The sequence below is a fragment of the Nocardioides daeguensis genome (assembly GCF_019192965.1).
Taxonomy (GTDB): domain Bacteria; phylum Actinomycetota; class Actinomycetes; order Propionibacteriales; family Nocardioidaceae; genus Nocardioides; species Nocardioides daeguensis.
Window position 1 is genome coordinate 12034 of record NZ_JAHTKU010000025.1, and the last position, 23771, is coordinate 35804.

At 72.3% G+C, this 23771-nt stretch carries 19 protein-coding genes; 12 read left to right on the forward strand and 7 right to left on the reverse strand.

Annotated features, from left to right (window positions below):
- Positions 1 to 42: 42 nt before the first annotated feature.
- Positions 43 to 660, reverse strand: a complete 618-nt coding sequence (locus tag KU893_RS19990; RefSeq protein WP_308167235.1) for a mismatch-specific DNA-glycosylase — start codon at positions 658 to 660, stop codon at positions 43 to 45.
- 25 nt (positions 661 to 685) lie between these two features.
- Between KU893_RS19990 and KU893_RS19995 the strand changes: the two genes are divergently transcribed.
- On the forward strand, positions 686 to 1867 hold the full coding sequence (locus tag KU893_RS19995) for a site-specific DNA-methyltransferase (RefSeq protein WP_218236157.1): 1182 nt from the start codon (positions 686 to 688) through the stop codon (positions 1865 to 1867).
- 18 nt (positions 1868 to 1885) lie between these two features.
- Here the strand turns inward: KU893_RS19995 and KU893_RS20000 are convergent, their stop codons facing one another.
- Complete coding sequence (locus tag KU893_RS20000; protein WP_257440824.1) at positions 1886 to 3370, reverse strand: WS/DGAT/MGAT family O-acyltransferase; 1485 nt, start codon at positions 3368 to 3370, stop codon at positions 1886 to 1888.
- A gap of 153 nt (positions 3371 to 3523) precedes the next feature.
- Between KU893_RS20000 and KU893_RS20005 the strand changes: the two genes are divergently transcribed.
- A complete protein-coding gene (locus KU893_RS20005; protein ID WP_218236158.1) occupies positions 3524 to 4966 on the forward strand; it encodes an FG-GAP-like repeat-containing protein in 1443 nt (480 codons plus the stop codon).
- A 4-nt stretch (positions 4967 to 4970) separates the two neighbouring features.
- Here KU893_RS20005 and KU893_RS20010 read toward each other — a convergent pair whose 3' ends face one another.
- The gene (locus KU893_RS20010; protein WP_218236159.1) at positions 4971 to 6098 is read right to left on the reverse strand and encodes a glutamate--cysteine ligase; all 1128 of its coding nucleotides are present in this window, start codon (positions 6096 to 6098) and stop codon (positions 4971 to 4973) included.
- A 41-nt stretch (positions 6099 to 6139) separates the two neighbouring features.
- Between KU893_RS20010 and KU893_RS20015 the strand changes: the two genes are divergently transcribed.
- Both KU893_RS20015 and KU893_RS20020 read left to right on the forward strand, forming a co-directional pair.
- Positions 6140 to 7492 (forward strand): threonine/serine exporter family protein, encoded by a 1353-nt coding sequence (locus KU893_RS20015; protein WP_218236160.1) that lies wholly within the window; start codon positions 6140 to 6142, stop codon positions 7490 to 7492.
- Between the two features lie 139 nt (positions 7493 to 7631).
- Positions 7632 to 7910, forward strand: a complete 279-nt coding sequence (locus KU893_RS20020; protein WP_218236161.1) for a hypothetical protein — start codon at positions 7632 to 7634, stop codon at positions 7908 to 7910.
- 55 nt (positions 7911 to 7965) lie between these two features.
- Here the strand turns inward: KU893_RS20020 and KU893_RS20025 are convergent, their stop codons facing one another.
- Positions 7966 to 8586 carry a TetR/AcrR family transcriptional regulator gene (locus KU893_RS20025; RefSeq protein ID WP_218236162.1) on the reverse strand — a complete coding sequence of 207 codons (621 nt, stop codon included), beginning with the start codon at positions 8584 to 8586 and terminating at the stop codon, positions 7966 to 7968.
- A 40-nt stretch (positions 8587 to 8626) separates the two neighbouring features.
- On the opposite strand from KU893_RS20025, the gene KU893_RS20030 reads away from it, so the two are divergent.
- From KU893_RS20030 to KU893_RS20060, 7 genes are all read left to right on the forward strand, one after another.
- On the forward strand, positions 8627 to 10144 hold the full coding sequence (locus KU893_RS20030) for a flavin-containing monooxygenase (RefSeq protein ID WP_218236163.1): 1518 nt from the start codon (positions 8627 to 8629) through the stop codon (positions 10142 to 10144).
- Positions 10141 to 10977, forward strand: a complete 837-nt coding sequence (locus KU893_RS20035) for an SDR family NAD(P)-dependent oxidoreductase (RefSeq protein ID WP_218236164.1) — start codon at positions 10141 to 10143, stop codon at positions 10975 to 10977. Before KU893_RS20030 ends, KU893_RS20035 begins: the two co-directional genes overlap by 4 nt.
- Positions 10978 to 11132: 155 nt before the next feature.
- Positions 11133 to 12239: an FUSC family protein gene (locus KU893_RS20040; protein ID WP_257440822.1), complete on the forward strand. Its 1107-nt coding sequence runs from the start codon at positions 11133 to 11135 to the stop codon at positions 12237 to 12239.
- Between the two features lie 28 nt (positions 12240 to 12267).
- Entirely contained in the window at positions 12268 to 12708 is a 441-nt protein-coding gene (locus tag KU893_RS20045) for an SRPBCC family protein (protein ID WP_218236165.1), read from the forward strand.
- Positions 12709 to 12782: 74 nt separating this feature from the next.
- Complete coding sequence (hrpA, locus tag KU893_RS20050; protein WP_218236166.1) at positions 12783 to 16694, forward strand: ATP-dependent RNA helicase HrpA; 3912 nt, start codon at positions 12783 to 12785, stop codon at positions 16692 to 16694.
- A 216-nt stretch (positions 16695 to 16910) separates the two neighbouring features.
- Positions 16911 to 18758, forward strand: coding sequence for an Ig-like domain-containing protein (locus tag KU893_RS23730; RefSeq protein WP_218236167.1), 1848 nt, complete (start codon positions 16911 to 16913; stop codon positions 18756 to 18758).
- Positions 18759 to 18883: 125 nt separating this feature from the next.
- A complete protein-coding gene (locus KU893_RS20060; RefSeq protein WP_218236168.1) occupies positions 18884 to 19510 on the forward strand; it encodes an Ig-like domain-containing protein in 627 nt (208 codons plus the stop codon).
- Between the two features lie 144 nt (positions 19511 to 19654).
- Here KU893_RS20060 and KU893_RS20065 read toward each other — a convergent pair whose 3' ends face one another.
- Positions 19655 to 20254, reverse strand: coding sequence for a hypothetical protein (locus KU893_RS20065; RefSeq protein ID WP_218236169.1), 600 nt, complete (start codon positions 20252 to 20254; stop codon positions 19655 to 19657).
- Positions 20255 to 20316: 62 nt separating this feature from the next.
- On the opposite strand from KU893_RS20065, the gene KU893_RS20070 reads away from it, so the two are divergent.
- Positions 20317 to 21741 carry an extracellular solute-binding protein gene (locus tag KU893_RS20070; RefSeq protein ID WP_218236170.1) on the forward strand — a complete coding sequence of 475 codons (1425 nt, stop codon included), beginning with the start codon at positions 20317 to 20319 and terminating at the stop codon, positions 21739 to 21741.
- Here the strand turns inward: KU893_RS20070 and KU893_RS20075 are convergent.
- Positions 21654 to 23036, reverse strand: a complete 1383-nt coding sequence (locus KU893_RS20075; protein WP_218236171.1) for an HRDC domain-containing protein — start codon at positions 23034 to 23036, stop codon at positions 21654 to 21656. The two genes, KU893_RS20070 and KU893_RS20075, sit on opposite strands and share 88 nt — an antisense overlap.
- Positions 23036 to 23650, reverse strand: a complete 615-nt coding sequence (locus tag KU893_RS20080) for a DUF3000 domain-containing protein (protein ID WP_218236172.1) — start codon at positions 23648 to 23650, stop codon at positions 23036 to 23038. Before KU893_RS20080 ends, KU893_RS20075 begins: the two co-directional genes overlap by 1 nt.
- Positions 23651 to 23771 lie beyond the last annotated feature (121 nt).

Below are 23771 nucleotides of genomic sequence, written 5' to 3' on the forward strand. Positions count from 1 at the left end.
CACTACCTCGGCGCTGTTGCACCGGTTTTCGTGCTGTAACCCTTAGTTACAAGCGCCCGAGGCCCCGATGACGCCGGCGGCGAGGGCCACCTCGCGGTAGGCCGCGGCCAGGGAGGCGACGGTCTCGTGGGCGTTGAGCCCGCTCGGGTTGGGCACCACCCACAGCTGGGCGCCGGACCACAGGTCGTCGATGGTGTCCGGCTGCCGGCCGGGCACGGCCCGGGGCAGCCCGAAGGCGGTGCGGTACGCCGTGATCCCGGCGATCGCCACGACCCTCGGACGTTCCCGCGCCACCAGCTCGACCAGCTGCTGACCACCGGCCTTCAGCTCCTCGGCCGAGAGCTCGGAGGCCTTCGCGGTCGCGCGGTGCACGACGTTGCTGATCCCGATGCCCCGCTCGCGCATCATCGTCCGCTCGACATCACTCATCCCGTCGGCGGGGTCGACCGGCTCCGTGATCACCCCGCCCAGCAGCAGCGCCGGGTAGAAGCGGTTGCCCGGGTGGGCGAAGTGGGTCTGCGTCGCCGCGGTCCACAGCCCCGGGTTGATGCCGACGAACAACAGCTTGAGCACCTGGCCCGGCGCGTTCGGCAGCAGGTCGGGAACCACGGCGTCGCGGTAGGACTCCAGCTCGGCTCGGGAGAAGGTACGACGCACCACGCACCGAGCCTGTCACGATGAGGCCGTGCCGAACGAGCCGGGACCGTGGAACACCTTCGTCGAGGGCGACAACCTCGACGTCCTGGCCCGGCTGCCCGACGCGTCGTACGACCTGATCTACCTCGACCCGCCCTACAACACGGGCAACGACTTCGCCTACCACGACGACTTCAAGGGCAAGCGGGGCGCGGGTGCGGCCGGCCGGCACGCCGCCTGGGTGGCCTACCTGCGGCCGCGGATCGAGGCCGGGCACCGGGTGCTGGCCGAGACCGGCGCGCTCTTCGTCAGCATCGACGACCACGAGGTCGCCCACCTGCGGCTGCTCCTCGACGACGTGTACGGCGAGGCGAACTTCCTCGCGCAGGTCGTGGTCAACCTCAACCCGAAGGGACGCCAGCTGGGCAAGGGGTTCGCCACCTCGCACGAGTACCTCCTCGTCTACGCGAAGGACGCCGCCCGCTGCGTGCTCGACGCGACCTCGGCGACCACGGTCGTCGAGGCCGACTTCCCGCTCGAGGCGGCCGACGGGCGGCGCTACCGCCGGCTGCCGCTGCGCAACACCAACAAGAGGTTCAACCCGCTCTCCACCCCGACCCTGCACTTCCCGGTCTGGGGCGACCCGGCGACCGGGCAGGTCGCGACGGAGCCGTTCCCGGGCGCGGTCGAGATCAAGCCCGTCTTCGGTGACGGTACGCCGGCGGTGTGGCGGTGGTCCCGGCCACGGATCGACGAGCGGCCCGACGACCTGGAGTGCCGCCTGGTACGGGGGGCGCGGGGTGAGCGGGTCGACGTCTACCAGCGCGACTGGCGCCACCCCGTCGGCGGCCGCCGCAAGAAGCTGCCGACGATCTGGCTCGCTGAGGAGGTCGGCTCCACCGACACCGCGGTCGCCGAGCTCAAGGAGCTGCTCGGCCACGTCTTCGAGTCGCCGAAGCCGACCGGTCTCCTGCTGCGGGTGCTCGGCACCATGCCGGACGACGCCCGGGTGCTCGACTACTTCGCGGGCAGCGGCACCACCGGCCACGCGGTCGCGCTCGCCAACGCGGCCGACGGGGGGCGTCGTACCTGCCTGTCGGTCAACTCCGCCGAGCCCACCCGCCCCGGCTCCAACGCCGAGCGCGCCGGCCACCCGACCGTCTCGTCCGTGACCAGGGCGCGGCTGCAGGCCGTTGCCGAACGGGTCGGCGGTGGGTTCACCGAGCTGTGACCGGAGGTCGAGGGACCCTCACGAGACCCCGGCGGCCTTCTCCAGCGCGGCCAGCTCGTCGTCGAGGAAGGTCAGCAGTCGCTGCAGGTGGGGCACCGTGCGGCGGCAGCCGGTGAGGCCGAAGCCCATGTTGCCGGCGTACGACGTGCAGGTGATGTTGAGCGCCATGCCGTTGATCGGGATGGAGACCGGGTAGGTGCCGACCAGCTGGGCGCCGTTCCAGTAGTGGGGGACCCGCGGGCCCGGCACGTTGCTGATGATCAGGTTGTACGGCGGCCGCACGATGCCCTGCATCTTCAGCATCGGCACCACGATCGAGGGCGCCATGCCGATGGCGCTCATCGCCACGATCTGCGCCGGGGTCATCGACGAGAGCGCCTCCTTGCCGTCCTTCATCGACGCGGCGATCGTGCGCAGGCGATCGGCGGGGTCGGCCTTGTCGGTGGCCAGGCGCACCATCACCGAGCCGATCGCGTTGCCGCCGTCGCCCGGGTTGGCGGCGGCGGCGCTGGTCTGCCTGGCCTTCAGGCCCACCGGCACCATGGAGACCATCGACTGCTCGGGCAGGGCGTCGAGCTCGGTGAGGTAGGTCCGCATCGCACCGCTGCACATGGCGAGGACCACGTCGTTGATGGTCGTGCCGCTGGCCTTGCCGACCCCGCGGATCCGCTCGATCGGCCAGTCCTGGGCGGCGAAGCGGCGCGCGCCGGTGATCGACTGGTTGAAGATCGTGCGAGGAGCGGCCAGCGAGACCGCGGACGTCTCGTTCTTCAGGCCCTTGCGCAGCGTCTTGACCAGCGCCATCGGCATGCCGGCGGCGTCGGCGCTGATCGAGAGCGCCGTGCGGAGGGTGTCGCCGGGCAGGTCGGCGAGGGTGCGCGCGGCCGTGGTCGCCGCATCGACGGCCGCGGCGGGCAGCGACTCGGCGCCCTCCTGCTCCCTCTCCTTGTCCGCGCGGCGCTTGCGGGCGGCGCCCTCGGCGAAGGGCGCCGGCATGCGGCGGCGATCGGGGTCGGAGGACAGGGTGCTCGCCATCAGCCGCATCGCCGAGATGCCGTCGACGAGCGAGTGGTGGAGCTTGGTGTACATCGCGACCCGGCCGTCGGCCAGGCCCTCGATCATGTGCATCTCCCACAGCGGCCGCTCCCACGCGAGCCGCGTGGAGTGCAGCCGGCCGACCAGCTCGAGCAGCTCGCGGACCCGGCCGGGCTGGGGGAGCGCGCTGTGCCGCACGTGGTGCTCGATGTCGAACTGCTCGTCGTCGCGCCACACCAGCGTGCCGCCGGTCCGCACCGAGCGGTGGGGGTGCTTGAGGAACAGCGGCGCGATCCGCTCGGTGTCGCGCATCGACTCGAACATCGTGCGCACGTAGCCGGGCCCCGCGTCCGCGGGCGGCTCGAAGAGCTGCAGTCCGCCCACGTGCATCGGCATGTTGCGGTTCTCCGCGAGCAGGAACGCCGCGGAGGTCGGGTCGATCAAGCGGTTGCCGGGAACGGAGACCACGGGAGCAGCCCCTTTCGTCGCAGGAGGGTCCCGATCCTTGCGTGTCGTGACGGTCGCCACAAGCGGCCCGGATCTGGTGGGGGCAGGCGTGGGCGGCGGTACGGCGGGGTAGGAGCGCCTGCGGCTGAGCAGCGAGCAGAGGGGGAACGGGCCTTGAGCAACATCACCCCGCCCGGCTGGTACCCGGACGGCGACGGCATGGAGCGCCGCTGGGACGGTGCCGAGTGGACCGACGAACGACGCCCGATGACCCGGTTCGCGCCGGTGGACGAGTCGACCCGGGTGCGCCCGGCGGCGGCCGTCCCGGCTGCGCCCTCGCTGCCTCCGCCGCCGGCCTTCGCTCCGCCGCCCGTCCCGCCCGTCCCGCCGATCCCGCCCGTCCCGCCAACCTCGCCGCCGGCGTTCGCGCCGGCGCCGCCCCGGCAGCGCAGGCTCGGTCCGTGGATCGCGCTCGCCGTCGTCCTGGTGCTCCTCGCCGCCACCGCCGGCACCCTCGCCGCGCTGCGCCCGTGGGCGGACCGGACGACCGCGACCGGCGGCGGCGGTGAGGGCCACCCGGTCGCCGTCCAGGGTGACCTCGACGGGAACGGGTACGGCGACGCGGTCTACTACTTCTCGCCCGACTACGACCGCACCTCGCGGGTCACCGCCAGCAGCAACGGCACCGTGTTCACGACCAGCGAGCGCGCCCTCGAGGACGCCGTGGTTCCCGACGAGCTGTCCCTCGACTGGGACGACGACGGGGTCGACGAACAGCTCGGCTGGGTCTTCGACGACGAGGCCGACCAGCTGCGGCTCTCGTCGTCCGACCCGGAGTTCCCGGGGGACCAGACCTTCCGGCTGCCGATGTCCGCGCTCGACGGAGGGGGTACGACGATCCTGGTCCAGGCGGGCGACTTCGACGGCGACGGCACCGCCGACCTGGCCGTCGCCGGACCGAACGACCGGACCGTCGAGATCGACGTGCTGGCCGGCGACGGGACCGGCGGGTTCGCCGACCCGGTGCGCTGGGCGTCGCTGACCAACGCGACGATCGACGCGACCGAGATCCGCAGCGGCGACTTCGACCACGACGGCGACGCCGACCTGTGGACCCGGCTGCCGGCCGAGCGGGTGAAGGACGAGGACCGCTCGGGCTACTACTCCGGCGAGCGGGGCTACGCGCTGCTCACCTCGACCGGGACGGAGTTCGAGGTCGGCGCGGTCGTCGAGGACGACCTGTACGCCGACGCGTACCTCGTCGGCGACGTCACCGGCGACGGCACGACCAGCCTGGTCGCCGTCCAGGTCAGCGCGTACACCGAGGAGATCGAGGTCCGGGTCTACGACCTCGCCGACGGCCGTCCCCGCGCGGTCGCGGGCTTCACCGGCACCAGCACCGTCGGGCAGCGCAGCCTGCAGGGCGCCGCGCTCAGCGACGTCGACGGGGACGGCGACGGGGACGTCGTGTTCGTGGTCAAGGCCCTCCGGGAGTCGAAGTTCACCGGGGTGCAGGTGATGACGTCGACCGGCGCCGTCTTCGAGCGCGCGACGGTCTGGGCCGAGACGCCGGCCTGCGACGACGCGGACTGCCGGATCGAGTTCCCCGGCTCCTGACCGGCTAGAGGCCGGCCTTCAGCTCGGACACCACGGAGTCGACGACGGCGACCAGGTCGTTGCCCGTCCGCTCGGCGACCGCGCGCTGGCGGACGTACGACGGCCCGCGGGTCGCGATGTCGAGCACCGAGGCCAGCTCCGTCTCGCAGCCCAGCCGGGCCGCGACCGGCTCGAGCCGCGGCACCAGGTCGGCGAGGTCCTCGGTGACCAGCCGCTCGTGGGACTCGGCGTCGAGGATCACGATCGCGTCCACGCCGTACCGCGCGGCGCGCCACTTGTTCTCCTGCACGTGCCACGGCGGCATCGTCGTGACCGTCTCGCCGGCGGCGACGCGCTCGTCGAGCCAGACCACCAGGCAGTGCATGAGCGCGACCAGGCCCTGCATGTCCTCCAGGGTGGAGACCCCGTCACAGATCCGGTTCTCCAAGGTGCCGTGCTTGATCGCGGGGCGCAGGTCCCACCGGATCTCGCTGAGCTCGTCGATCACGCCGGTCGTCAGCTGGTCCTCGGCGAAGTGCTCGAACTGCTCCCAGGTGTCGAACTGGAAGGGCAGGCCCGCGGTCGGCAGCTGCTGGAACATCAGCGCCCGGTTGGACGCGTAGCCGGTGTCGACGCCCATCCAGATCGGTGAGGACGCCGACAGCGCCTGCAGGTGGGGGTAGTAGGTGAGCAGGCCGTTGAGGACCGGCAGCACACGGTCCTTCTCCGGGAGCCCGACGTGCACGTGCACGCCCCAGATCAGCATCTGCCGGCCCCACCACTGGGTGCGGTTGATCAGCTCGGCGTACCGGTGGCCCTCGGTCAGCTGCTGGCCGGTCCAGTCCGCGAAGGGGTGGGTGCCGGCGCCGTACAGGTCGAGGTCGAGGTCGTCGGCCGCGCTCGCGACGTACTGCAGCGTGTCGCGCAGGTCGGCCATCGCCTCCCCGACCGTGCCGCACACGCCGGTCACCACCTCGACGGTGTTCTGCAGCAGCTCCTTGTGGAGCTTGTCCGGCGAAGGCATCCGCGGCTTGGCCCGCGCGAACAGGTGGGCGGCGTCGTTGCGGAGGTCGCGGGTACGGCGGTCGACCAGCGCGAACTCCCACTCCACCCCCAGCGTCGGCTCGGGCGAGCCGTGGAAGTCGATGCGCACGCGATCAGCGTAGGGCCTCGCCGACCTGACAGCATGGCGCCATGGACGACCGGCGGACCCTGCACCGCACGCTCGACCTGTGCCTCAAGGTCGGGGAGGTGCTGTTGTCCTCCGGGGCCGGCGCCCCCGACGTCGTGGCCACGATGCGGGCACTCGCCCGGGCGCTCGGGGTACGCCACACGCAGGTCGACGTCACGTTCACCTCGCTGGCCATGAGCGTCCAGCAGGGGCCGGACGAGGCGCCCGTCGTACAGCTGCGCGCGGTGACCCAGCGCGAGATCGACTACGAGCACCTGACCCTGGTCGACCACATGGTGCGCGCCGTGGTCGCGGGGGAGAGCGACCTCGAGTCCGCGCGCACCCAGCTCGCGCAGATCGTGTCGTCGGGGCACGCGCGGCCGCGCTGGGCGGCGACGCTCGCGTGGGGCGTGATGTGCGGCGGCGTGGGCCTCCAGCTGGGCGGCAACCTGGTCGTGGTCCTGGTGGCGATGCTGGCGGCGATCTGCATCGACCGGCTCCAGCTGACGATGACCCGGCGCCGGCTGCCCGGCTTCTACCAACAGGTCGCCGGCGGCGTGGTCGCCACGGTGCTCGCCGCGCTCGGCACCCGCCTCGCCGAGCCGTGGGTGCACCTCAACGCGTCGCTGGTCGTCACCGCCAACATCATCATGCTGCTCGCCGGCATCGGCTTCATGGGCGCGGTCCAAGACGCGCTCTCCGGGTTCTTCGTCACCGGCGGCGCGCGGATCCTCGAGGCGGTGCTCGCCACGGCCGGCATCATCGCCGGTGTCAGCGGAGGGTTGGCGCTGTGCGCCGCGGTGGGCCTGGAGATCCCCACCTTGACCCTGCCGCGCTTCGACCTGGTCGGGGTGACCACGGTCGGTGTCGGTGGGGCGATCGGCGCGGCGGCGTTCGCGTTCGCGTCGTACGCCCCCCTGCGCACGCTGCTGCCCGTCGGCATCCTCGGTGGTCTGTCGTTGGCCGCCACCGAGCTGATGTCGGAGGCCGGGGCCGGCCGGACCTTCGCCGTCGGGCTCTCCGCCTTCGCGATCGGGCTGTTCGGCTACACGGTCGGGCGCCGCTTCCGGGTGCCGCCGCTGGTCGTGGTGGTCTCCGCGGTGGTGCCGCTGCTGCCGGGTCTGTCGATCTACCGCGGCCTGTTCCTGCTCGGCGAGGAGGGCGGCCAGCAGGCAGCGCAGGGCCTGCTCGCCATGGTCACCGCCGCCTCGGTCGCGATCGCCCTGGCCTCGGGCGTGATCCTCGGCGAGTACGTCGCCCAGCCGGTCATGCGCGAGGCCCGCCGAGTCGAGGCCCGGTTGGCCGGCCCCCGCCTGGTGGGCGTGACCCGCGCCCGTCGGCGGGCCCGGTCGCGGCCCGCCGAGCGGCGGGAGTGACACCGGGAGTGACACCGCGTGCATTGGTGAGGTTTCGCCGGACGTGTCGGTGGGATGCTCCCCACGGTTCCGGGCGGCGGCACTTCGCTGCGCCCGGAAGCCACGTTCGCGATCGCATCGCCTGACTACAGGAGACACCATGAAGAAGACCACCCTTGGCCTCGGCAGCATCGTGCTTGCGGCTGCCTTCTCGCTCACCGCGTGCGGTGGCGCCGACGAGGGCAAGCTCGCCAAGGAGTACTGCGCGCTGGCCGAGGACGCCCAGAAGGCGGCGGAGTCGGGCGACGCCGACAAGCTGAAGAAGGCGTCGGACGCGCTGCTGAAGTGGGCGGAGGACAACAAGGACGAGAAGGGCGACGAGAAGGCGTTCACCGACGCGGTCAAGGACGAGTGCGACGACGTGGCGAACCTGCCCTGACCTCACGTCGCCTTCTCGCGAGCCGGGTCCCCATGTGGGGGCCCGGCTCGCTGCGTCACCCGGGCAGCGTGTCGACGATGGCCGGCAGGGATGCGGTGATCACCTGCAGCAGGTCCGCGCGGGACAGGCCGGCGGGAGAGTCGCACCAGGTGAGGACCAGGTCCTCGACCATGGCCTGCCAGGCGTGGATGACCAGGCGCACGGCCGGGGTGTCCGGGATGACCAGCCCGCCGGGGTCGGAGGTGAAGAACCGCTCGGCCAGCGCGGCGAACGTGGTGTCGTAGATCGCGCGCAGGTTGTCGTTGCCGGCGGTCGCGCCCTTGACCAGGGAGCGGTAGCCGGCGTGGTTGCCGACGACGTAGTCGACGTACCCGGCCAGCGACGCGAGCAGCCGCTCCATCGGCTCGCCCTCGTCGGGCGGCGCGGTCCGGGCATAGAGGTCGTCGGCCGCGTGCTGGACGACCGCCTCGTAGAAGCCCTGCTTGCCGCCGAAGTAGTGGTACATCAGCCCCCGCGAGATGCCGGCCTGCTCGGCGAGCAGGTCGATGGAGAGCTCGTCGAGCGAGCGGGTGGCGAGCAGGCGGACGCCGAGCTCGAGCAGCTGGGTACGACGCTGCGCCGGTGAGAGCCGGGTGCGCGGGGCGGGGGAGGGCGTGGCGGTCGTCACGCCGAACATTCTATTGACAGATGTTCAATAGCGCCAATAGCGTCGTCCCATGAGCTCCCGAAGCGAAGGTCGCACCCTGGTCGACCACCTCATCGTCGGCGCCGGCTTCGCCGGTCTCGCGGCCGCGATCAAGCTCGACGAGGCCGCCGAGCGCGACTTCGTCGTCATCGAGAAGGACAGCGACGTCGGTGGCACCTGGCACATCAACACCTACCCGGGTGCGGAGTGCGACGTCCCGAGCCAGCTCTACTCCTACTCCTTCGCGCTCAACCCCGAGTGGTCCAAGGTCTACTCGCCGCAACGCGAGATCTGGGAGTACACCCGCAAGGTCGCCGAGGACTCCGGCACGCTCGACCGCTTCGTCTTCGACACCGCCGTCCTCGACGCGCGGTGGGACGAGGAGGCCCAGCGCTGGATCGTGCGCACCGAGGGACCCAGTGGCGCGAAGGAGTACGCCGCCCGCACCGTCATCGCCGGCGCCGGCGGCCTCTCCGAGCCCCGGCTCCCCGAGATCGAGGGCATCGACACCTTCCAGGGCGAGATCTTCCACTCCGCCCGCTGGAACCACGACGTCGACCTCACCGGCAAGCGGGTCGCCGTCATCGGCACCGGCGCCTCGGCCATCCAGCTCGTGCCCGAGCTGCAGAAGGTGGTCGGCCACATGGACGTCTACCAGCGCACGCCCAACTGGATCATCCCGCGCAACGAGCGCTCGTTCACCGCCTTCGAGAAGACCGTGTTCAAGCGGGTCCCCGGCGCCCAGCGCGCCCTGCGCGCCCTCGTCTACGCCACCCTCGAGTCCCGCGTGCCCGCCTTCGCGAAGTTCCCGCAGGTGATGCGCGCGGTCGAGCTGCAGGGCAAGAAGAACATCGCCAAGGGCATCTCCGACCCCGAGCTGCGCGCGAAGGTCACGCCGTCGTACCGCGCCGGCTGCAAGCGGATCCTGATCTCCAACAAGTGGTACCCCGCCCTCGACGCCGACAACGTCGACCTGGTGACCGATCCGATCGCCAAGATCACCGGCAACGCGATCGTCACCGCCGACGGCGTGGAGCGGCCGATCGACGTCCTCGTCGTGGCCACCGGCTTCTACGTGACCGAGCCCCCGATCGCGCGGCACATCACCGGCCGCGAGGGCCGCACGCTCGCCGAGCTGTGGGACGAGAGCGGCATGGCGGCGTACAAGGGGACGACCTTCCACGGCTTCCCCAACCTGTTCCAGATCGTCGGCCCCAACACGGCGCTGGGCCACTCCAGCATGATCTTCATCATCGAGTCCCAGGTGAGGTACGTCGTCGAGGCCGCCAAGGCGATGCGCCGCGAGGGCCTCGCCGCCGTGGAGCCGACCCGGGCCGCGCAGGACGCGTGGACCGCTGAGATCCGCCGCAAGATGAAGCCGACCGTGTGGCAGACCGGCGGCTGCGCCAGCTGGTACCTCGACAAGTTCGGCAACAACACCACGCTCTGGCCGGGACAGACGTTCACGTTCCGGCAGCACCTGAGCACGTTCGACCTCGACCGCTACGACGTCGAGGTCTCCCACCAGCGAGAGGCAGTCAACGCGTGAAGAACCTCAGCAACAAGGTCGTCGTCATCACCGGCGCCGGCTCGGGCATCGGCCGCGCGCTGGCCGTGAACCTGGCCGGCAAGGGCGCGCGCCTGGCGCTGTCCGACGTCAACGAGGCCGGGCTCGCCGAGACCGCCGGGCTCGCCTCGAAGGCGGGCTCGCCCGACGTGCAGACCGCGCGGCTCGACGTCGCCGACCGCGAGGCGTTCGCGTCGTACGCCGCCGGTGTGGCCGAGCACTTCGGCCAGGTCAACGTCGTCATCAACAACGCCGGCGTCGCGCTGGCCGGTGACGTGGTCGACCTCGACTACAAGGACATGGACTGGATCGTCGGGATCAACTTCTGGGGCGTCGTGCACGGCACCAAGGAGTTCCTGCCCCACCTGATCGCCTCCGGCGAGGGCCACGTCGTCAACCTGTCCTCGCTCTTCGGGCTGGTCGCGATGCCCGGCCAGAGCGCCTACAACGCCACCAAGTTCGCGGTCCGCGGCTTCACCGAGGCGCTGCGCGAGGAGATGCTCATCGCCGGCCACAACGTCGGCGTCACGTCGGTGCACCCCGGTGGCATCAAGACCGCGATCGCTCGCAGCGCCCGCGTCTCCGCCAAGGAGGACCAGGCCGCCACGGCGAAGCTGTTCGACGAGAAGCTCGCGAAGATGACCCCCGAGCGGGCCGCCGAGATCATCGTCAAGGGCATCGTGAAGAACCAGGCGCGGGTCCTCGTCGGCCTCGACGCCCACGCGCTGCACAACTTCGCGAAGTTCACCGGCTCGCGCTACGAGGACGTCGTCGCGCTGGTTTCCAAGAGGGTCCTGCCCGCCAAGGCGGTCTGACGCCGCCCCGGAGGTCGTCGAGTAGCCCGATTGCGAGGGACGAGCGGTCGGGCGTATCGAGACGTCGGTGAGGTGTCTCGATACGTCGCCTGCGCTCGTTCCTCGCTCCGGCGACTACTCGACGAACTCAGCGTGGACGCCACTAGGGTTGCCGTGTGGAGGCGGTGGGCGACGGAGTCCTGGACCGGATGTGGTCGCGCAGCCGCCTGTCGCTGCGCGGCCGCCTCAACCGGTGGCGCGACAAGGTGTGGGTCGTCGCGCAGTGCTCGGTCGCGGCCGGTCTGGCCTGGTTCGTCGCGCACGACCTGCTCGGTCACGACCTGCCGTTCTTCGCCCCGATCGCGGCGGTGCTGTGCCTCGGCACGTCGTACGGCCAGCGGCTGCGCCGCGTCGTCGAGGTCATGCTCGGCGTGGCGATCGGTGTCTTCATGGCCGACGTCCTGGTCGCGGGCATCGGCTCGGGGGGCTGGCAGCTCGCGCTGATCGTGTTCCTCTCCATGTCGCTCGCGCTGCTCCTCGACGCCGGCATCATGTTCGTCTCCCAGGCCGCGGTGCAGTCGATCGTCGTCACCGTGCTGCTGCCCGGCGCGGAAGGCTCCTTCCTGCGCTGGACCGACGCGCTCGTCGGGGGAGGTGTCGCGCTGCTCGCGGCGATGGCGGTCCCGGCGGCCCCGCTGCGGCGGCCCCGCGAGCAGGCCTCCGCGGTCGCCGACAAGATCGCCGAGCTGCTGCGCGCCGCGGCCGACGTGATGGTCGACGGGGAGGTCACGCCGGCGCTCGAGCTGCTCGCCGACGCCCGGTCCACTGACCGGCTGACCCGTGAGCTGCAGGCCGCCGCCGAGGAGGGGATGGCCGTCGTCAGCTCCTCGCCGTTCCGGCTCCGGCACCGCGAGCCGCTGCGGCGGATGGCCGAGCTGGTCGACCCGCTCGACCGGGCGCTGCGCAGCACCCGGGTGCTGGTGCGCCATGCCACGATCACTGCCTACCGCCGGCTGCCCGTGCCTGCCTCCTACATCGGGCTGACCGCCGACCTCGCCGCCGCGGCCGACGCCATCGCCGGCGAGCTGCGCGCCGACCGGATGGCCCTGGCGGCCCGGGACGACGTCCTGGCCGTGGGCGCGGCCACCGGCCGGGTCGAGCGCACCGACATCCTCACCGCCGAGGCGATCCTCGCCCAGCTGCGTGCGATCGTCGCCGACCTGCTCATGGTCACCGGCATGGGCCAGCTCGAGGCGACCGACGCGCTGCCCCCTCCCCGCTGAACCTGTGACTGCGTGTCACACTTCCGCCGTGACCAACGTGGTGGAGCACAGCGTCGAGATCGCGGCGCCGATCAGCAAGGTGTTCGCGTACGTCGACGACTTCACCTGCACCAAGGACTGGATGTACGGCCTGGCGAAGATCGAGCCGGTCACCGACCAGCTCCGCGGCGTCGGAGCGCAGTACGACGGCGTGATGAAGGTCGGCGTCCACCTCAAGGCTCGGATCCGGTGCACCGCCTGGGAGCAGGACCGGCTCCTCGAGCTGACCTCCGTCAAGGGTGTCGAGAACACCCAGCGCTGGACCTTCACCGACCTCGGCGGCGACCGCACCCGGGTCGACGCCTGGATCTCCTACACCCTGCCCGGCGGCCCGGCCGGCAAGGCGATCGCCGGCGCGGTCAAGCCGGTCGTCGGCATCGCGGTCAAGCACTCCAGCGAGGCGCTGGTCCGCAACGTGGAGGCTCTCTGACGCGGGAGTCGGGTGGGTGAGAGTGACCTCTGGATCACTCTCACCCACCCAACCCCGGCCATAATGGGCGCGCTGTGAAGATCACCTACCCGCCCGACCTCCCGGTCAGCGCCCGACGCGAGGACATCGCCGCCGCGATCCGCGACCACCAGGTCGTGATCGTCGCGGGCGAGACCGGCTCCGGGAAGACCACCCAGCTGCCGAAGATCTGCCTCGAGCTGGGGCGTGGGGCGCCCGGCGAGGACGGCCGGCCGCGGATGATCGGGCACACCCAGCCGCGGCGGATCGCTGCGCGGTCGGTGGCGGAGCGGATCGCCTCCGAGCTGGGGACCGAGCTCGGCGACCTGGTCGGCTACCAGGTCCGGTTCACCGACAAGACCTCGAGGCAGAGCCGGGTCAAGCTGATGACCGACGGCATCCTGCTCGCCGAGCTGCAGCGCGACCGGCTGCTGCGCCGCTACGACACGATCATCATCGACGAGGCGCACGAGCGCAGCCTCAACATCGACTTCCTGCTCGGCTACCTGCGCCAGCTGCTGCCGAAGCGCCCCGACCTCAAGCTGGTCATCACCTCGGCGACCATCGACCCCGAGCGCTTCGCCGAGCACTTCGCCTTGAACGAGGCCGGCCACGCGGTGCTTTCGGGGGGGCCACGGGGGGCGAAGCCCCCCGTGCGTGCGCCGATCATCGAGGTCTCGGGGCGTACCTACCCGGTCGAGGTCCGCTACCGCCCGCTGATGGCCCTTCGGGACGGGTCGTCCCTCGCCTCCTCAGGGACCGAGCTCGAGAAGGACGAGGACGGCGAGCCGATCGTCCGGGACCAGACCGAGGCCATCGTCGACGCGGTCAAGGAGCTCTCCGCCGAGGGCCCCGGCGACATCCTGGTGTTCCTGCCCGGCGAGCGCGAGATCCGCGACACCGCCGAGGCGCTCGCCCCGCTCGGCGAGGGCATCCGCGGCGTCGACGTCCTGCCCCTCTTCTCGCGCCTCTCCGCCGCCGAGCAGCACCGCGTCTTCGCGCCCGCGAAGGGCTCCCGGCGTCGGGTGGTCCTGGCCACCAACGTCGCCGAGACCTCGCTGACCGTCCCCGGCATCCGCTACGTCGTCGACACCGGCGTCGCCCGCATCTCCCGCTACTCCGCGCGCACCAAGGTCCAGCGCCTGCCGATCGAGCCGATCAGCCAGGCCTCCGCCAACCAACGCTCCGGGCGCTGCGGCCGGGTCGCGGCCGGCATCGCGATCCGCCTGTACGCCGAGGAGGACTTCGAGGCGCGGCCCGAGTTCACCGACCCGGAGATCCTGCGCACCAACCTGGCCTCCGTCATCCTGCAGATGACCTCGCTCGGGCTCGGCGACATCGAGCGGTTCCCGTTCGTCGAGCCGCCCGACCGGCGCAACGTCCAGGCCGGCACCCAGCTGCTCGAGGAGCTCGGGGCGGTCACCTCCGGTGCCCGCCAGGGTGAGCTGACCAAGATCGGCCGCCGCCTCGCCCGGCTGCCCATCGACCCGCGGCTGGGCCGGATGCTGCTCGAGGCCGAGCGGCTCGGCTGTGTGCGCGACGTGCTCGTCATCGTCGCGGCCCTCTCGCTGCAGGACCCGCGCGAGCGCCCCGGCGCCGACCGTCCCACCGAGCGCGCGCAGGCCGACCAGCTGCACGCCCGGTTCAAGGCCGAGGGCTCTGACTTCCTCACCTGGCTCAACCTCTGGCACCACCTGCGCCAGCAGCAGAAGGAGCTGTCCGGCAGCGCCTTCCGCCGGATGTGCAAGCGCGAGCACCTCAACTACCTGCGCGTGCGCGAGTGGCAGGAGTTCGTCGCCCAGCTGCGTCAGGTCACCAAGGAGATGGGCGTCCGGCTCGAGGCGCCCAGCGAGACCCCGGACGCCGACGGCATCCACCAGGCCCTGCTGTCGGGCCTGCTGTCCCACGTCGGCGTGCTCGAGGAGCGCGAGACGCCCAAGCCGGGAGCGCGCAAGGACAACCGGCGGCCCGGCCCGCGCGAGTACCTCGGCGCCCGGGGCGCGAAGTTCGCGATCTTCCCCGGCTCCGGGCTGGCCCGGAAGAACCCGCCCTTCGTGATGGCCGGCGAGCTGGTCGAGACCGGCCGGCTGTGGGCCCGCCAGAACGCCGCGATCGACCCGCGCTGGGCCGAGCGTCTCGGCGCCCACCTGGTCAAGCGCACCTACTCCGAGCCGAGCTGGTCCCGCAAGCGCCAGGCCGTCATGGCGCGCGAGCGGGTCACCCTGTACGGCGTACCGCTGGCCGTCGACCGCGCCGTGTCCTACGGCAAGGTCGACCCCGAGCTGTCGCGCGAGATCTTCATCCGCCACGCCCTCGTCTACGGCGAGTGGGACACCCGGCACCGCTTCTTCGCCCAGAACCGCCGGCTGCTCGCCGAGGCCGAGGAGCTCGAGCACCGCGCCCGGCGTCGCGACCTCGTCGTCGACGAGCACACCCTGTTCGACTTCTACGACGCCCGCGTCCCCGAGGGGATCGTCAGCGGCGCGCACTTCGACCGCTGGTGGAAGGACGCCCGGCGCAGCCAGCCGGAGCTGCTCACCTTCGACCCGGCGATGCTCACCCACGACACGGCCGAGGAGGTCCGTGAGGCGGACTACCCCGAGCAGTGGTCGGTGACGGGAGGGCTGACCTTCCCGATCAGCTACCACTTCGAGCCGGGCGCGAAGGACGACGGACTCACCATCGACATCCCCGTCGCCACACTCAACCGGGTCGACGACGACGACTTCTCCTGGATCGTCCCGGGCCTGCGCGAGGAGCTGGTGACCGAGCTGATCCGCAGCCTCCCGAAGGCGTTGCGGGTCAGCTTCGTGCCGGCCCCCAACACGGCCCGCGCGTTCCTGGCCGCCGTACCCGCGGGGGAGGAGGCGCTGCTGACCGCGCTCGAGCGCTACCTCCGCTCGACGACCGGCGTCCACGTCCCGCGCGACGCCTGGGACCTCGCGTCGTTGCCGGAGCACCTCAAGCCCAGCTACCGGGTCGTCGACGAGGACGGGTCGGTGCAGGGGAGCGGCAAGTCGCTGGCCGAGCTCAAGGCGCCGCTCCAGCCGCAGTTCGACCGGGCGCTGGCCGAGGTCGCGTCCGACTCCGGCGTCGCCCGCAGCGGCGAGACCACCTGGGTCTTCGACGACATCCCGGCAACGGCCACCTGGACCCGCGCCGGCCACGAGGTCGAGGCGTTCCCCGGCTTGGTCGACGAGGGCGCCACCGTCGGCCTGCAGGTGTTCGGCTCCGCCGACGAGCGCGACGCCCGGCACCGGCTCGGCGTGGTCCGCCTGGCCCTGCTCGCCCTCGGCGCACGCCCCCTCGACGGCGTGGTCGAGCGCCTCGGCAACGCCGAGAAGCTCGGTCTCGCCGGCACGCCGTACGCCGGCGTGCCCGCGATCCTCGCCGACTGCCTGCGCGCGGTGGTGGTCGACGCCGTCGACGCCCGGCCGCCCGTCCGCACCCGGCAGGAGTACGACGACCTGCTGGCCGCCCTGCGCCCGAGCGCCGCCGCGGGCGTGCGTGAGGTGCTCGCCGAGCTGCTGCGGGTGCTGGCGACCTGGCGCGAGGTCGACCGGCTGCTCACCGGCCGCGCCGACCTGCCGATGCTCCCCGCGCTCACCGACCTCCAGGGACAGCTCGCCCGGCTCGTGCACGACGGGTTCGTGGGGGAGGCCGGGGCCGCCCGGCTGCGGCGCTACCGGACCTGGCTGGCGGCGATGCGCGAGCGTCGCACGGCCCTCGAGACCGGCGGCCCCGCCGCCCTCACCAAGGACCGGCAGCGGATGGACGTCCTCCACCCGCTCCAGGACGCCTACCTGGCCCGGGTCGCCGCGCTCCCCGACGCCCGCCCGGCCGGCGCCGGGCTGCGGGCGATCCGCTGGATGCTCGAGGAGTACCGGGTCTCGCTGTGGGCCCAGCAGCTCGGCACCGACGGCCCGGTCTCCGACGTACGGATCCGCAAGGCCCTCGACGCACTCTGAGAGCTCACCCGGGCTCCAGTCGGTCTCAAGCCGGTCTCCAACGGCCCCGGTCAGGGTGCCGACGTGAGAGAGCCCAGAACACCATCCAGGTCCGACGACTCCCGCCGAGCGCGGGCCGTACGGACGTCGCGTGGTCGTATCGCACGACCCGGAGTCCGCGCAGCGCTGGTCGCGACGCTGCTCGCAGGCCTGGCCGGTCTGCCGGCCGCCCTCGGCGTGGAGGGAGCGAACGCCGGCCCGCCGGCCGTCGCGCCGGCCGCACCGCCCTTGAAGGTCAGCGCGACGAAGGTCGCCGACCCCAGGTACGGGGACCCGCTGCTGCTCAACGTGAGGGTGTCCGGGGGAACGGGTGACCCCATCGCCGGGACCGTGTCGATGAACGGCATCGAGCTCGAGACCAAGGAGCTCCCGGCCCAGTTCCAGATCCCGACCACGGGTCTGAAGGTCGGCACGTCGTACCGGGTCGACGTGGCAGCCGGCGACGGCACGTTGGGTGGCACCGCCTACGAGCGGTTCGTGCCGCAGCTCATCACGGGCACGGTGCGGCTGTCGAGCACGACGGTGCCGTACAGCGCCTTCCTGCCGGTCGAGCTCGCGGCCGACGCACCGAGCGCGGTGCGGCCGACCGCCGGCACGATGATCGCCCTGCACACGAGTACCCAGCGGTTCGTCGGCGGGGGCATGATCGACGAGAACGGACGAACGCTGGTGGAGTCGGTCGACGACCACCTTCGGCCCGGCACCCACTTCGTGGAGATCGAGTACGCCGGCGACGGGTTCTACGCGCCCACCGCTCCCGGCACGGGCAGCTTCGTGGGCGACCTGGTCGTCGAGCGGATCCCGAACGTGGTCGACGCGACCTTCTCGGCGACCGTGCTGACGCAGGGCGAGCCCCTGACCATGAACGCCGCCGTGCGCGCCAGCACCACCTTCATCCTGAGGGAGTCACCGCACGGCGCGATCAAGGTCGTGGCGCAACCCACCGACGGCGGCGAACCCGTCGTCATCGAGCCCGGGCGGGCGTACCCGGGCGGCAATCAGTCGGTCCGGTTCGACCTCGGGCAGTTCGCGGCCACTCACACCGGCACCTGGGAGATCCAGGTCTCGAACACCGGTGACGCGATCACCGCCGAGTCGGCGGTATCGCGCACCATGATCCAGATCAAGGAGCCCGGTAGCACTGCGATCCCGACGACCACCTCGCTCCAGCTGGATCGGGGCACCGCCACTGTCGGGGGCGACGAGGTCCTTGCCACCGCTAGCGTCGCGGTCACGGGCGCGGCGGCACGTCCGACCGGTCAGGTGGCCTTCTACGTGGACGGCAACGAGGTCGGCCGATCCCCCGTAGGGGCCGACGCGAGCGCACGTCTCCCACTCGCACCCGGAGCCGTCGGGCAGCGCTCGGTGACCGCGCGCTATCTCGGGAGTGCGACCCACGACGGCTCGCTCAGCCCCGCACGGATGCTGACGGTCGGGCAGGCATCGTCGACGATCTCGGTGACGCCGGACACTGTCGTCGCCGGCGCCGAGGCATCCGTCGATGTGGTCGCGTCCGGCTCGGTGGTGAAGCCGAGCGGGTCCGTCGCGGTGACGGAGGGGTCCACGCTCCTGGGCACCGTGACACTCGTGGCCGGACACGGGACCATCGTGCTGCCGGTCGGAACACATGACCTCACGCTGGACTACTCGGGCGACGTGAACGTCCGTGCGTCGCACGCCAGGCTCACACTCACCGTGACCCCGGGACCCTCCGATCCGGGCAGCCCGACCCCGCCGGTCATGTCCCCATCGAGCGTCACGGGGAGCTTCAAGAGCGTGGCCAAGCACCGCGTGAAGGCGAAGATCGCGGTGTCGTCGGCGTCGTCGATGGCGCCCGCCGACGGAGTGGTCGAGATCCGGTCCGGCAGGCGCGTCGTCGCCCGAGGGGTGCTGAGTTCCGCCTCGACGTCGATCACGCTGACGACCAAGAGGCTGAAGCCGGGCAAGCGCAGGCTGACCGTGCGCTTTCTGGGCTCGCCGACGGTGGCCGGGGCGAGCCGGACCTACCGGGTGAGGGTGCGATGAGCTCCCGGCCCCGTCGTCGAAGCGTCGTCCTGCGGGGGACCGCCGCCCTTGCGGTGTCACTGGCCACGACTCTGGCCAGTGTCTCGACCGCCACGCCGGCCCCGGCCGCCAACCCGACTGTCCGGGTGAGCACCGCCGCCTTCGAGACCGTGACCGGTCTGGTGCTGAGCGGGTGGCGGACCTGGCCTCCCGGGTCTCCGAACGCCTACCCCATCGAGGCGATCGCGACCGTCGACGTCTACGAGAGCGTCGACCCGGCCGATGGCAAGGTCGCGTTCTACCTCGATGGCGCGCAGATCGGCGAGGAGGTCGCCGTCGACGAGGAGGGCACCGCGCGGATGACCATGCCGACGGACAAGGTGGGCACCTACCAGGTGTCGGCGCGCTACACCGGTACGGCGACCCAGGCCCCGTCGGTCAGCAGGACGCTCAGCTACCTCGTCGATCCCCCCGTCCGGGTGTCCAGCCACTCCCAGGCGGTGGGCTCGACCGTGAAGGTGGGCTCCGTGAAGGTGGCGAAGCGGCGGGTGAGGGCCAAGGTCGTCGTCTCCGCGTCACGTCCCGCGTCGGGACGCATCGAGATCCGCGACGGACGCAGGGTGGTCGCGCAGGGGACCCTTCCCGCCGGCGCGACTTCCGTGATCCTGACGACCAAGAAGCTGACGAAGGGCAGGCACAAGCTGAAGATCCGCTTCCTCGGCTCCCCGACCGTGAGCGCGTCGAGCACCAGCTGTCGCGTCGTCGTGCGCTAGCGACGGGCCGCCGCCGGGAGGTCGAGCACGCCGGACCGGGAGCGCCTCACGGCGCAGGGCCGCTCGTAGCGGCTGAATTTGGGACCCGGGGCTGCCGCGGCCCGGCGTGCTCGAGTCCTCAGTCTACGGCCTCGGATCCAGTCCTCACGCCAAGCGGTGCAGGAGCTCCAGGTGGCCGGCCGCTTCGAGCTGCTCGGCGAGCTCGAGCATGCGGCGGATGTCGGTGGCGGGCACCTCGTGCAGGGTGGCGCGACCGGCGGCGACGACCCGGGCGAAGGCGGAGGCGCGGAGCAGGACGTCGGCGAACTCGCCCTCGGCGATGCCGCGGAGCACCTCGTCGACGATGGCGCGCAGCTCGTCGGGGCCGGGCGGGTCGGCGACGCCGGCGACCACGCGGGCGAACTCGGCCCGGCTGCGGCCCGCCTCGAACTGGCGCGCGACGCCGGCCGGGTCGGCGTACACCCAGGAACGGAGCAGGTAGAGGCGCCACAGGCAGCCGGCGAGGGTGTCGGCGGGAGCCTGCGACCAGACCTCGGCGATCGCCTCGATGCCCTCGGTGTCGGCGAGGTGGACCAGTCGCTCGGCGACCCCGGCGTCGTCACTGGTGTGGGCGCCGCGGACCAGGAGCGCAGCGGCCCGTTCGGCGGCCTCGGCGAGCAGCGCGGGGTCGGCGGCGCCGACGTACTCGTCGAAGAAGGCAGCCTCCCGCGGCGCGGGACGGTGGTGACGACGGTGCTCGGACACCCCACCACCCTAGGACCGCGGCCGTGACGGTCGGCCTGTGACCGGCCGGTAGGGTTGCCGCCGTGGGTCGGTTCACGTGGCGGACGGGTGCAGTCGTGGTCGGGGTCGCTCTGGTGGTCCTCGTGGGCATGATCGCCCTCGCGAGCGGCACCGAGCAGAAGCGCTCCCCGCACGTGGACAAGCCGACCGCCCGGCCGGTGACCGAGCTGCAGCTCGCGGTGTGGGGCACGGCGCCCGAGATCGCGGCCTACCAGAGCGTCGTCGACGACTACAACGCCTCCAGCAAGGACACCAACGTGTCGGTCGTGTCCTGGCCGGACGCCGACGCGATGCTCGACGCGATCCGCAGCGGCGGGGCCAAGCCCGACCTCTACCTGCTCCCGCGTGGGGACCTCGCCCAGGCCGCCGCCGAGAAGCGCAACGTGCCGCTCCTCGACCTGGTCAACGAGCGCGAGATCCCGATCGGCGACGACTGGTCGCGCGACGCGGTCTCGGCGTTCTCGTTCGACGACGACCTGCAGTGCATGCCGTACGCCGCCTCGCCGATGGTCATCTACTACAACACCGCCCTCGTCGACTTCGCCGCGATGGACGCCGAGGGCCTCCCGGTGCCGAACGACGACCACAGCGGCTGGAACTTCGCGGAGTTCCGGGCGGCGGCGGAGTTCGCGAGCCGGCCGCGGCGCAACACGCGGGGCATCTACATCGAACCGACCCTGCCCGGGCTCGCGCCGTTCGTCTACTCCGGTGGCGGCACGCTGTTCGACGACGACACCAACCCCACCAGCCTCGCCCTGGGCGAGGACGGCTCGACCGACGCGCTGCGCCGTACCCTCGAGCTGCTCCGCGACCCGCGGCTGACCCTGAGCGCCAAGCAGCTGGCGCGGCGGCCGGCGGTGGACTGGTTCAAGCGCGGCAAGCTGGCGATGATCGCCGGCTTCCGCCAGATGACGCCGGAGCTGCGCAGCGTCGAGGGGCTGAGCTTCGACGTGCTGCCGATGCCGTCGCTCGGCTCGGCCCAGACCGTCGCCGACCTGAACGGGATCTGCATCGCGCCGGCCCGTCCGGAGCGCAACGAGGCGGCGGCCAACGTGCTCAGCTACCTGGTGAGCGACGAGGCGCTGGCGCGGGTCGCGGAGACCGGGTACGTCCAGCCGGCCAAGCTGACCGTCGCGTTCTCCAACGACTTCCTCCAGCCCGGGATGGCGCCCGAGCACTCGGCGGTCTTCAACGCGGTGATGCGCACGATCGTGCTGCCGCCGTTGATGGCCCAGGGCCGCGAGCTGCGCCAGCTGGTCGACCCGGACATCGAGACGCTGCTGACGACGCCGGACATCGCCGACCTCCAGGAGTCGCTGAAGGCGATCGACGAGAAGTCGCGCAGCCTGCTCGACCCGGACTACGTCGCGCCGTCGGAGACGCCGTCGGACGTGGCGTCCGGCTCGGCGTCCGGTGCCCCGTCGGGGTCGGCCTCCGCCACGCCCTGACGCCTCCTCCTCGGGCGGGCCGTACCGTCCTCGGCCTCGAGGACGGCCCGGCTCAGTGCCGACGCGGTCAGCCCGATCTGCCAGCTGCGCGCGCCGAGCGCACGGAGCTGGTCGATGACCGCTTCGAGCAGGTCGACCGGGTCGCGGGTGCCCGGCGGTGACCACATCACCCGGCGCAGGGTGTCGGGGGTGAGCAGGTTCTCCAGCGGGACCGAGTGCTCCTCGGCCAGCGCGGAGACCGCGGCCCGGGCGAGCTCGAGCCGCCGTGCGGCGACGGGGTCCTTGTCGGCCCAGGTGCGCGGCGCGGGCGGCCCGTCGCCGTGGGTGACCCGGGTCGGCAGCTCGTTCTCCGGCAGCTCCGCGGCCGCCTGGAGCGCGGCCAACCACTCGCGGGAGTGCCGGGCGGCGCCGCGGCCGTGGAAGCCCGAGGTGCCGAGCAGCGCACCCCGGCTGGTCGGCATCGCGGTCGCCGCGGCGACGATCGCCGCGTCGGGGATCAGCCGTCCCGGCGTCACGTCGCGCTCGCGGGCGATGGCGTCGCGGGTCTCCCACAGGGCCCGCACCGCGCCCAGGGTACGGCGGCCGCGGACCTTGTGCAGCCCGGAGGTGCGCCGCCACGCATCGACGCGGATCGCCGGCTCGAAGCCGCGCACGTGCTCGAACTCCTGGCGGGCCCAGTCGGCCTTGCCGGCCTCCTCGAGCTGCGCCGCCAGCAGGTCGCGCAGCTCGACGAGCACCTCGACGTCGAGGGCGGCGTACTCCAGCCAGGGCTCGGGCAGCGGCCGCGTCGACCAGTCGACGGCGGAGTGCTCCTTGCGCAGGCGTCGCTCGAGCAGGGTCTCGACCAGGGTCGCGAGCCCGACCCGCGGGTAGTTGAGGAGGCGGCCGGCCAGCTCGGTGTCGAACAGGGCGACCGGGCGCAGCCCGACCTCGGCGAGGCAGGGGAGGTCCTGGGTGGCGGCGTGCAGGATCCACTCCGCGTCGCCGATGGCCTCGGCGAGCGGGGACAGCTCGCCGAACGGGATCGGGTCGATCAGGCCGATGCCGGCGCCGGCCCGCTTGACCTGGATGAGGTAGGCGCGGTTCGAGTAGCGGTAGCCCGACGCGCGCTCGGCGTCGATCGCCACCGGGCCGGTCCCGGCCGCGACCAGGTCGCAGTAGGCGGCCAGCGCCTCGGGGGTGTCGATGACCGGCGGCAGACCCCCGGCGAGGGTCAGCAGCTCGACCGGCTGCTCCTCGGGCGCGGCCTGGTCGGTCGTCTCGTCGGTCGACTTCTCGGTCGGCTGCTTGGTCATCAGCCGGCGCCGCCCCGCTGGCCGCGCCGCGACGGCATGACCGCGATCCCGTCGGGCACCGGCTCGAGTCCGCCGGCGGTGCACAGGAGCTCGCCCCACGCCTCGGCGTGGGTGGCGATGTCGGCCGGGTCGACGGGCGTCCACGACGCGCGGATCTCCAGCTGCGCGCTGCCCGGCTCGTCGGCCATCGAGCCGTAGCTCTCGCTCACGACCTTGGTGACGGTGCCGGAGACCGCGACGTGGGCGGCACCGTGGGCCTCGAGCGCGTCGGTCAGCCAGGTCCAGCCGACGTCGGTCAGCAGCGGGTCGGTCGCGAGGTCGTGGTCGATCTCGGCGCGGCAGTAGGCGACGCACCGGAAGGTGCCCTCCCACGCGTCGTTGCCGGCGGGGTCGTGGAGCAGGACCAGCCGCCCGGTGGCGACCTCCTCGTCGTCGACCGTGACGTCGGCGGACAGCGCGGCGGCGTACGGCGCGATCCGCTGCGGTGCCGGCATCTCCTCGCAGAACACCTCGGGGCGGAACGAGGCCGCACGCAGGCCCGCGACGGCAGCGGTGAACTCGGGGGGAGTGCCGGCCGCGCCGGACCCCTGGTTCATCTCCTGGCGGGCGACCATGGAGCCAGCCTAGGCCGAGAGGGCCGGATCGATGTGCGTCCCACGCCGTTGACCCTGCCGGTCTCCAGTCCTCTCCCAGTCGGACTCCAGCGTGTCCCCGGACGCTGGACGCACCCCGACT

Coding starts and splice junctions, on each gene's coding strand:
- KU893_RS20015 (WP_218236160.1), top strand. CDS start 6,140: ATGGACGACCGGCGGACCCTGCACCGCACGCTCGACCTGTGCCTCAAG.
- KU893_RS20020 (WP_218236161.1), top strand. CDS start 7,632: ATGAAGAAGACCACCCTTGGCCTCGGCAGCATCGTGCTTGCGGCTGCC.
- KU893_RS20025 (WP_218236162.1), bottom strand. CDS start 8,586: ATGTTCGGCGTGACGACCGCCACGCCCTCCCCCGCCCCGCGCACCCGG.
- KU893_RS20030 (WP_218236163.1), top strand. CDS start 8,627: ATGAGCTCCCGAAGCGAAGGTCGCACCCTGGTCGACCACCTCATCGTC.
- KU893_RS20075 (WP_218236171.1), bottom strand. CDS start 23,036: ATGACCAAGCAGCCGACCGAGAAGTCGACCGACGAGACGACCGACCAG.
- KU893_RS20080 (WP_218236172.1), bottom strand. CDS start 23,650: ATGGTCGCCCGCCAGGAGATGAACCAGGGGTCCGGCGCGGCCGGCACT.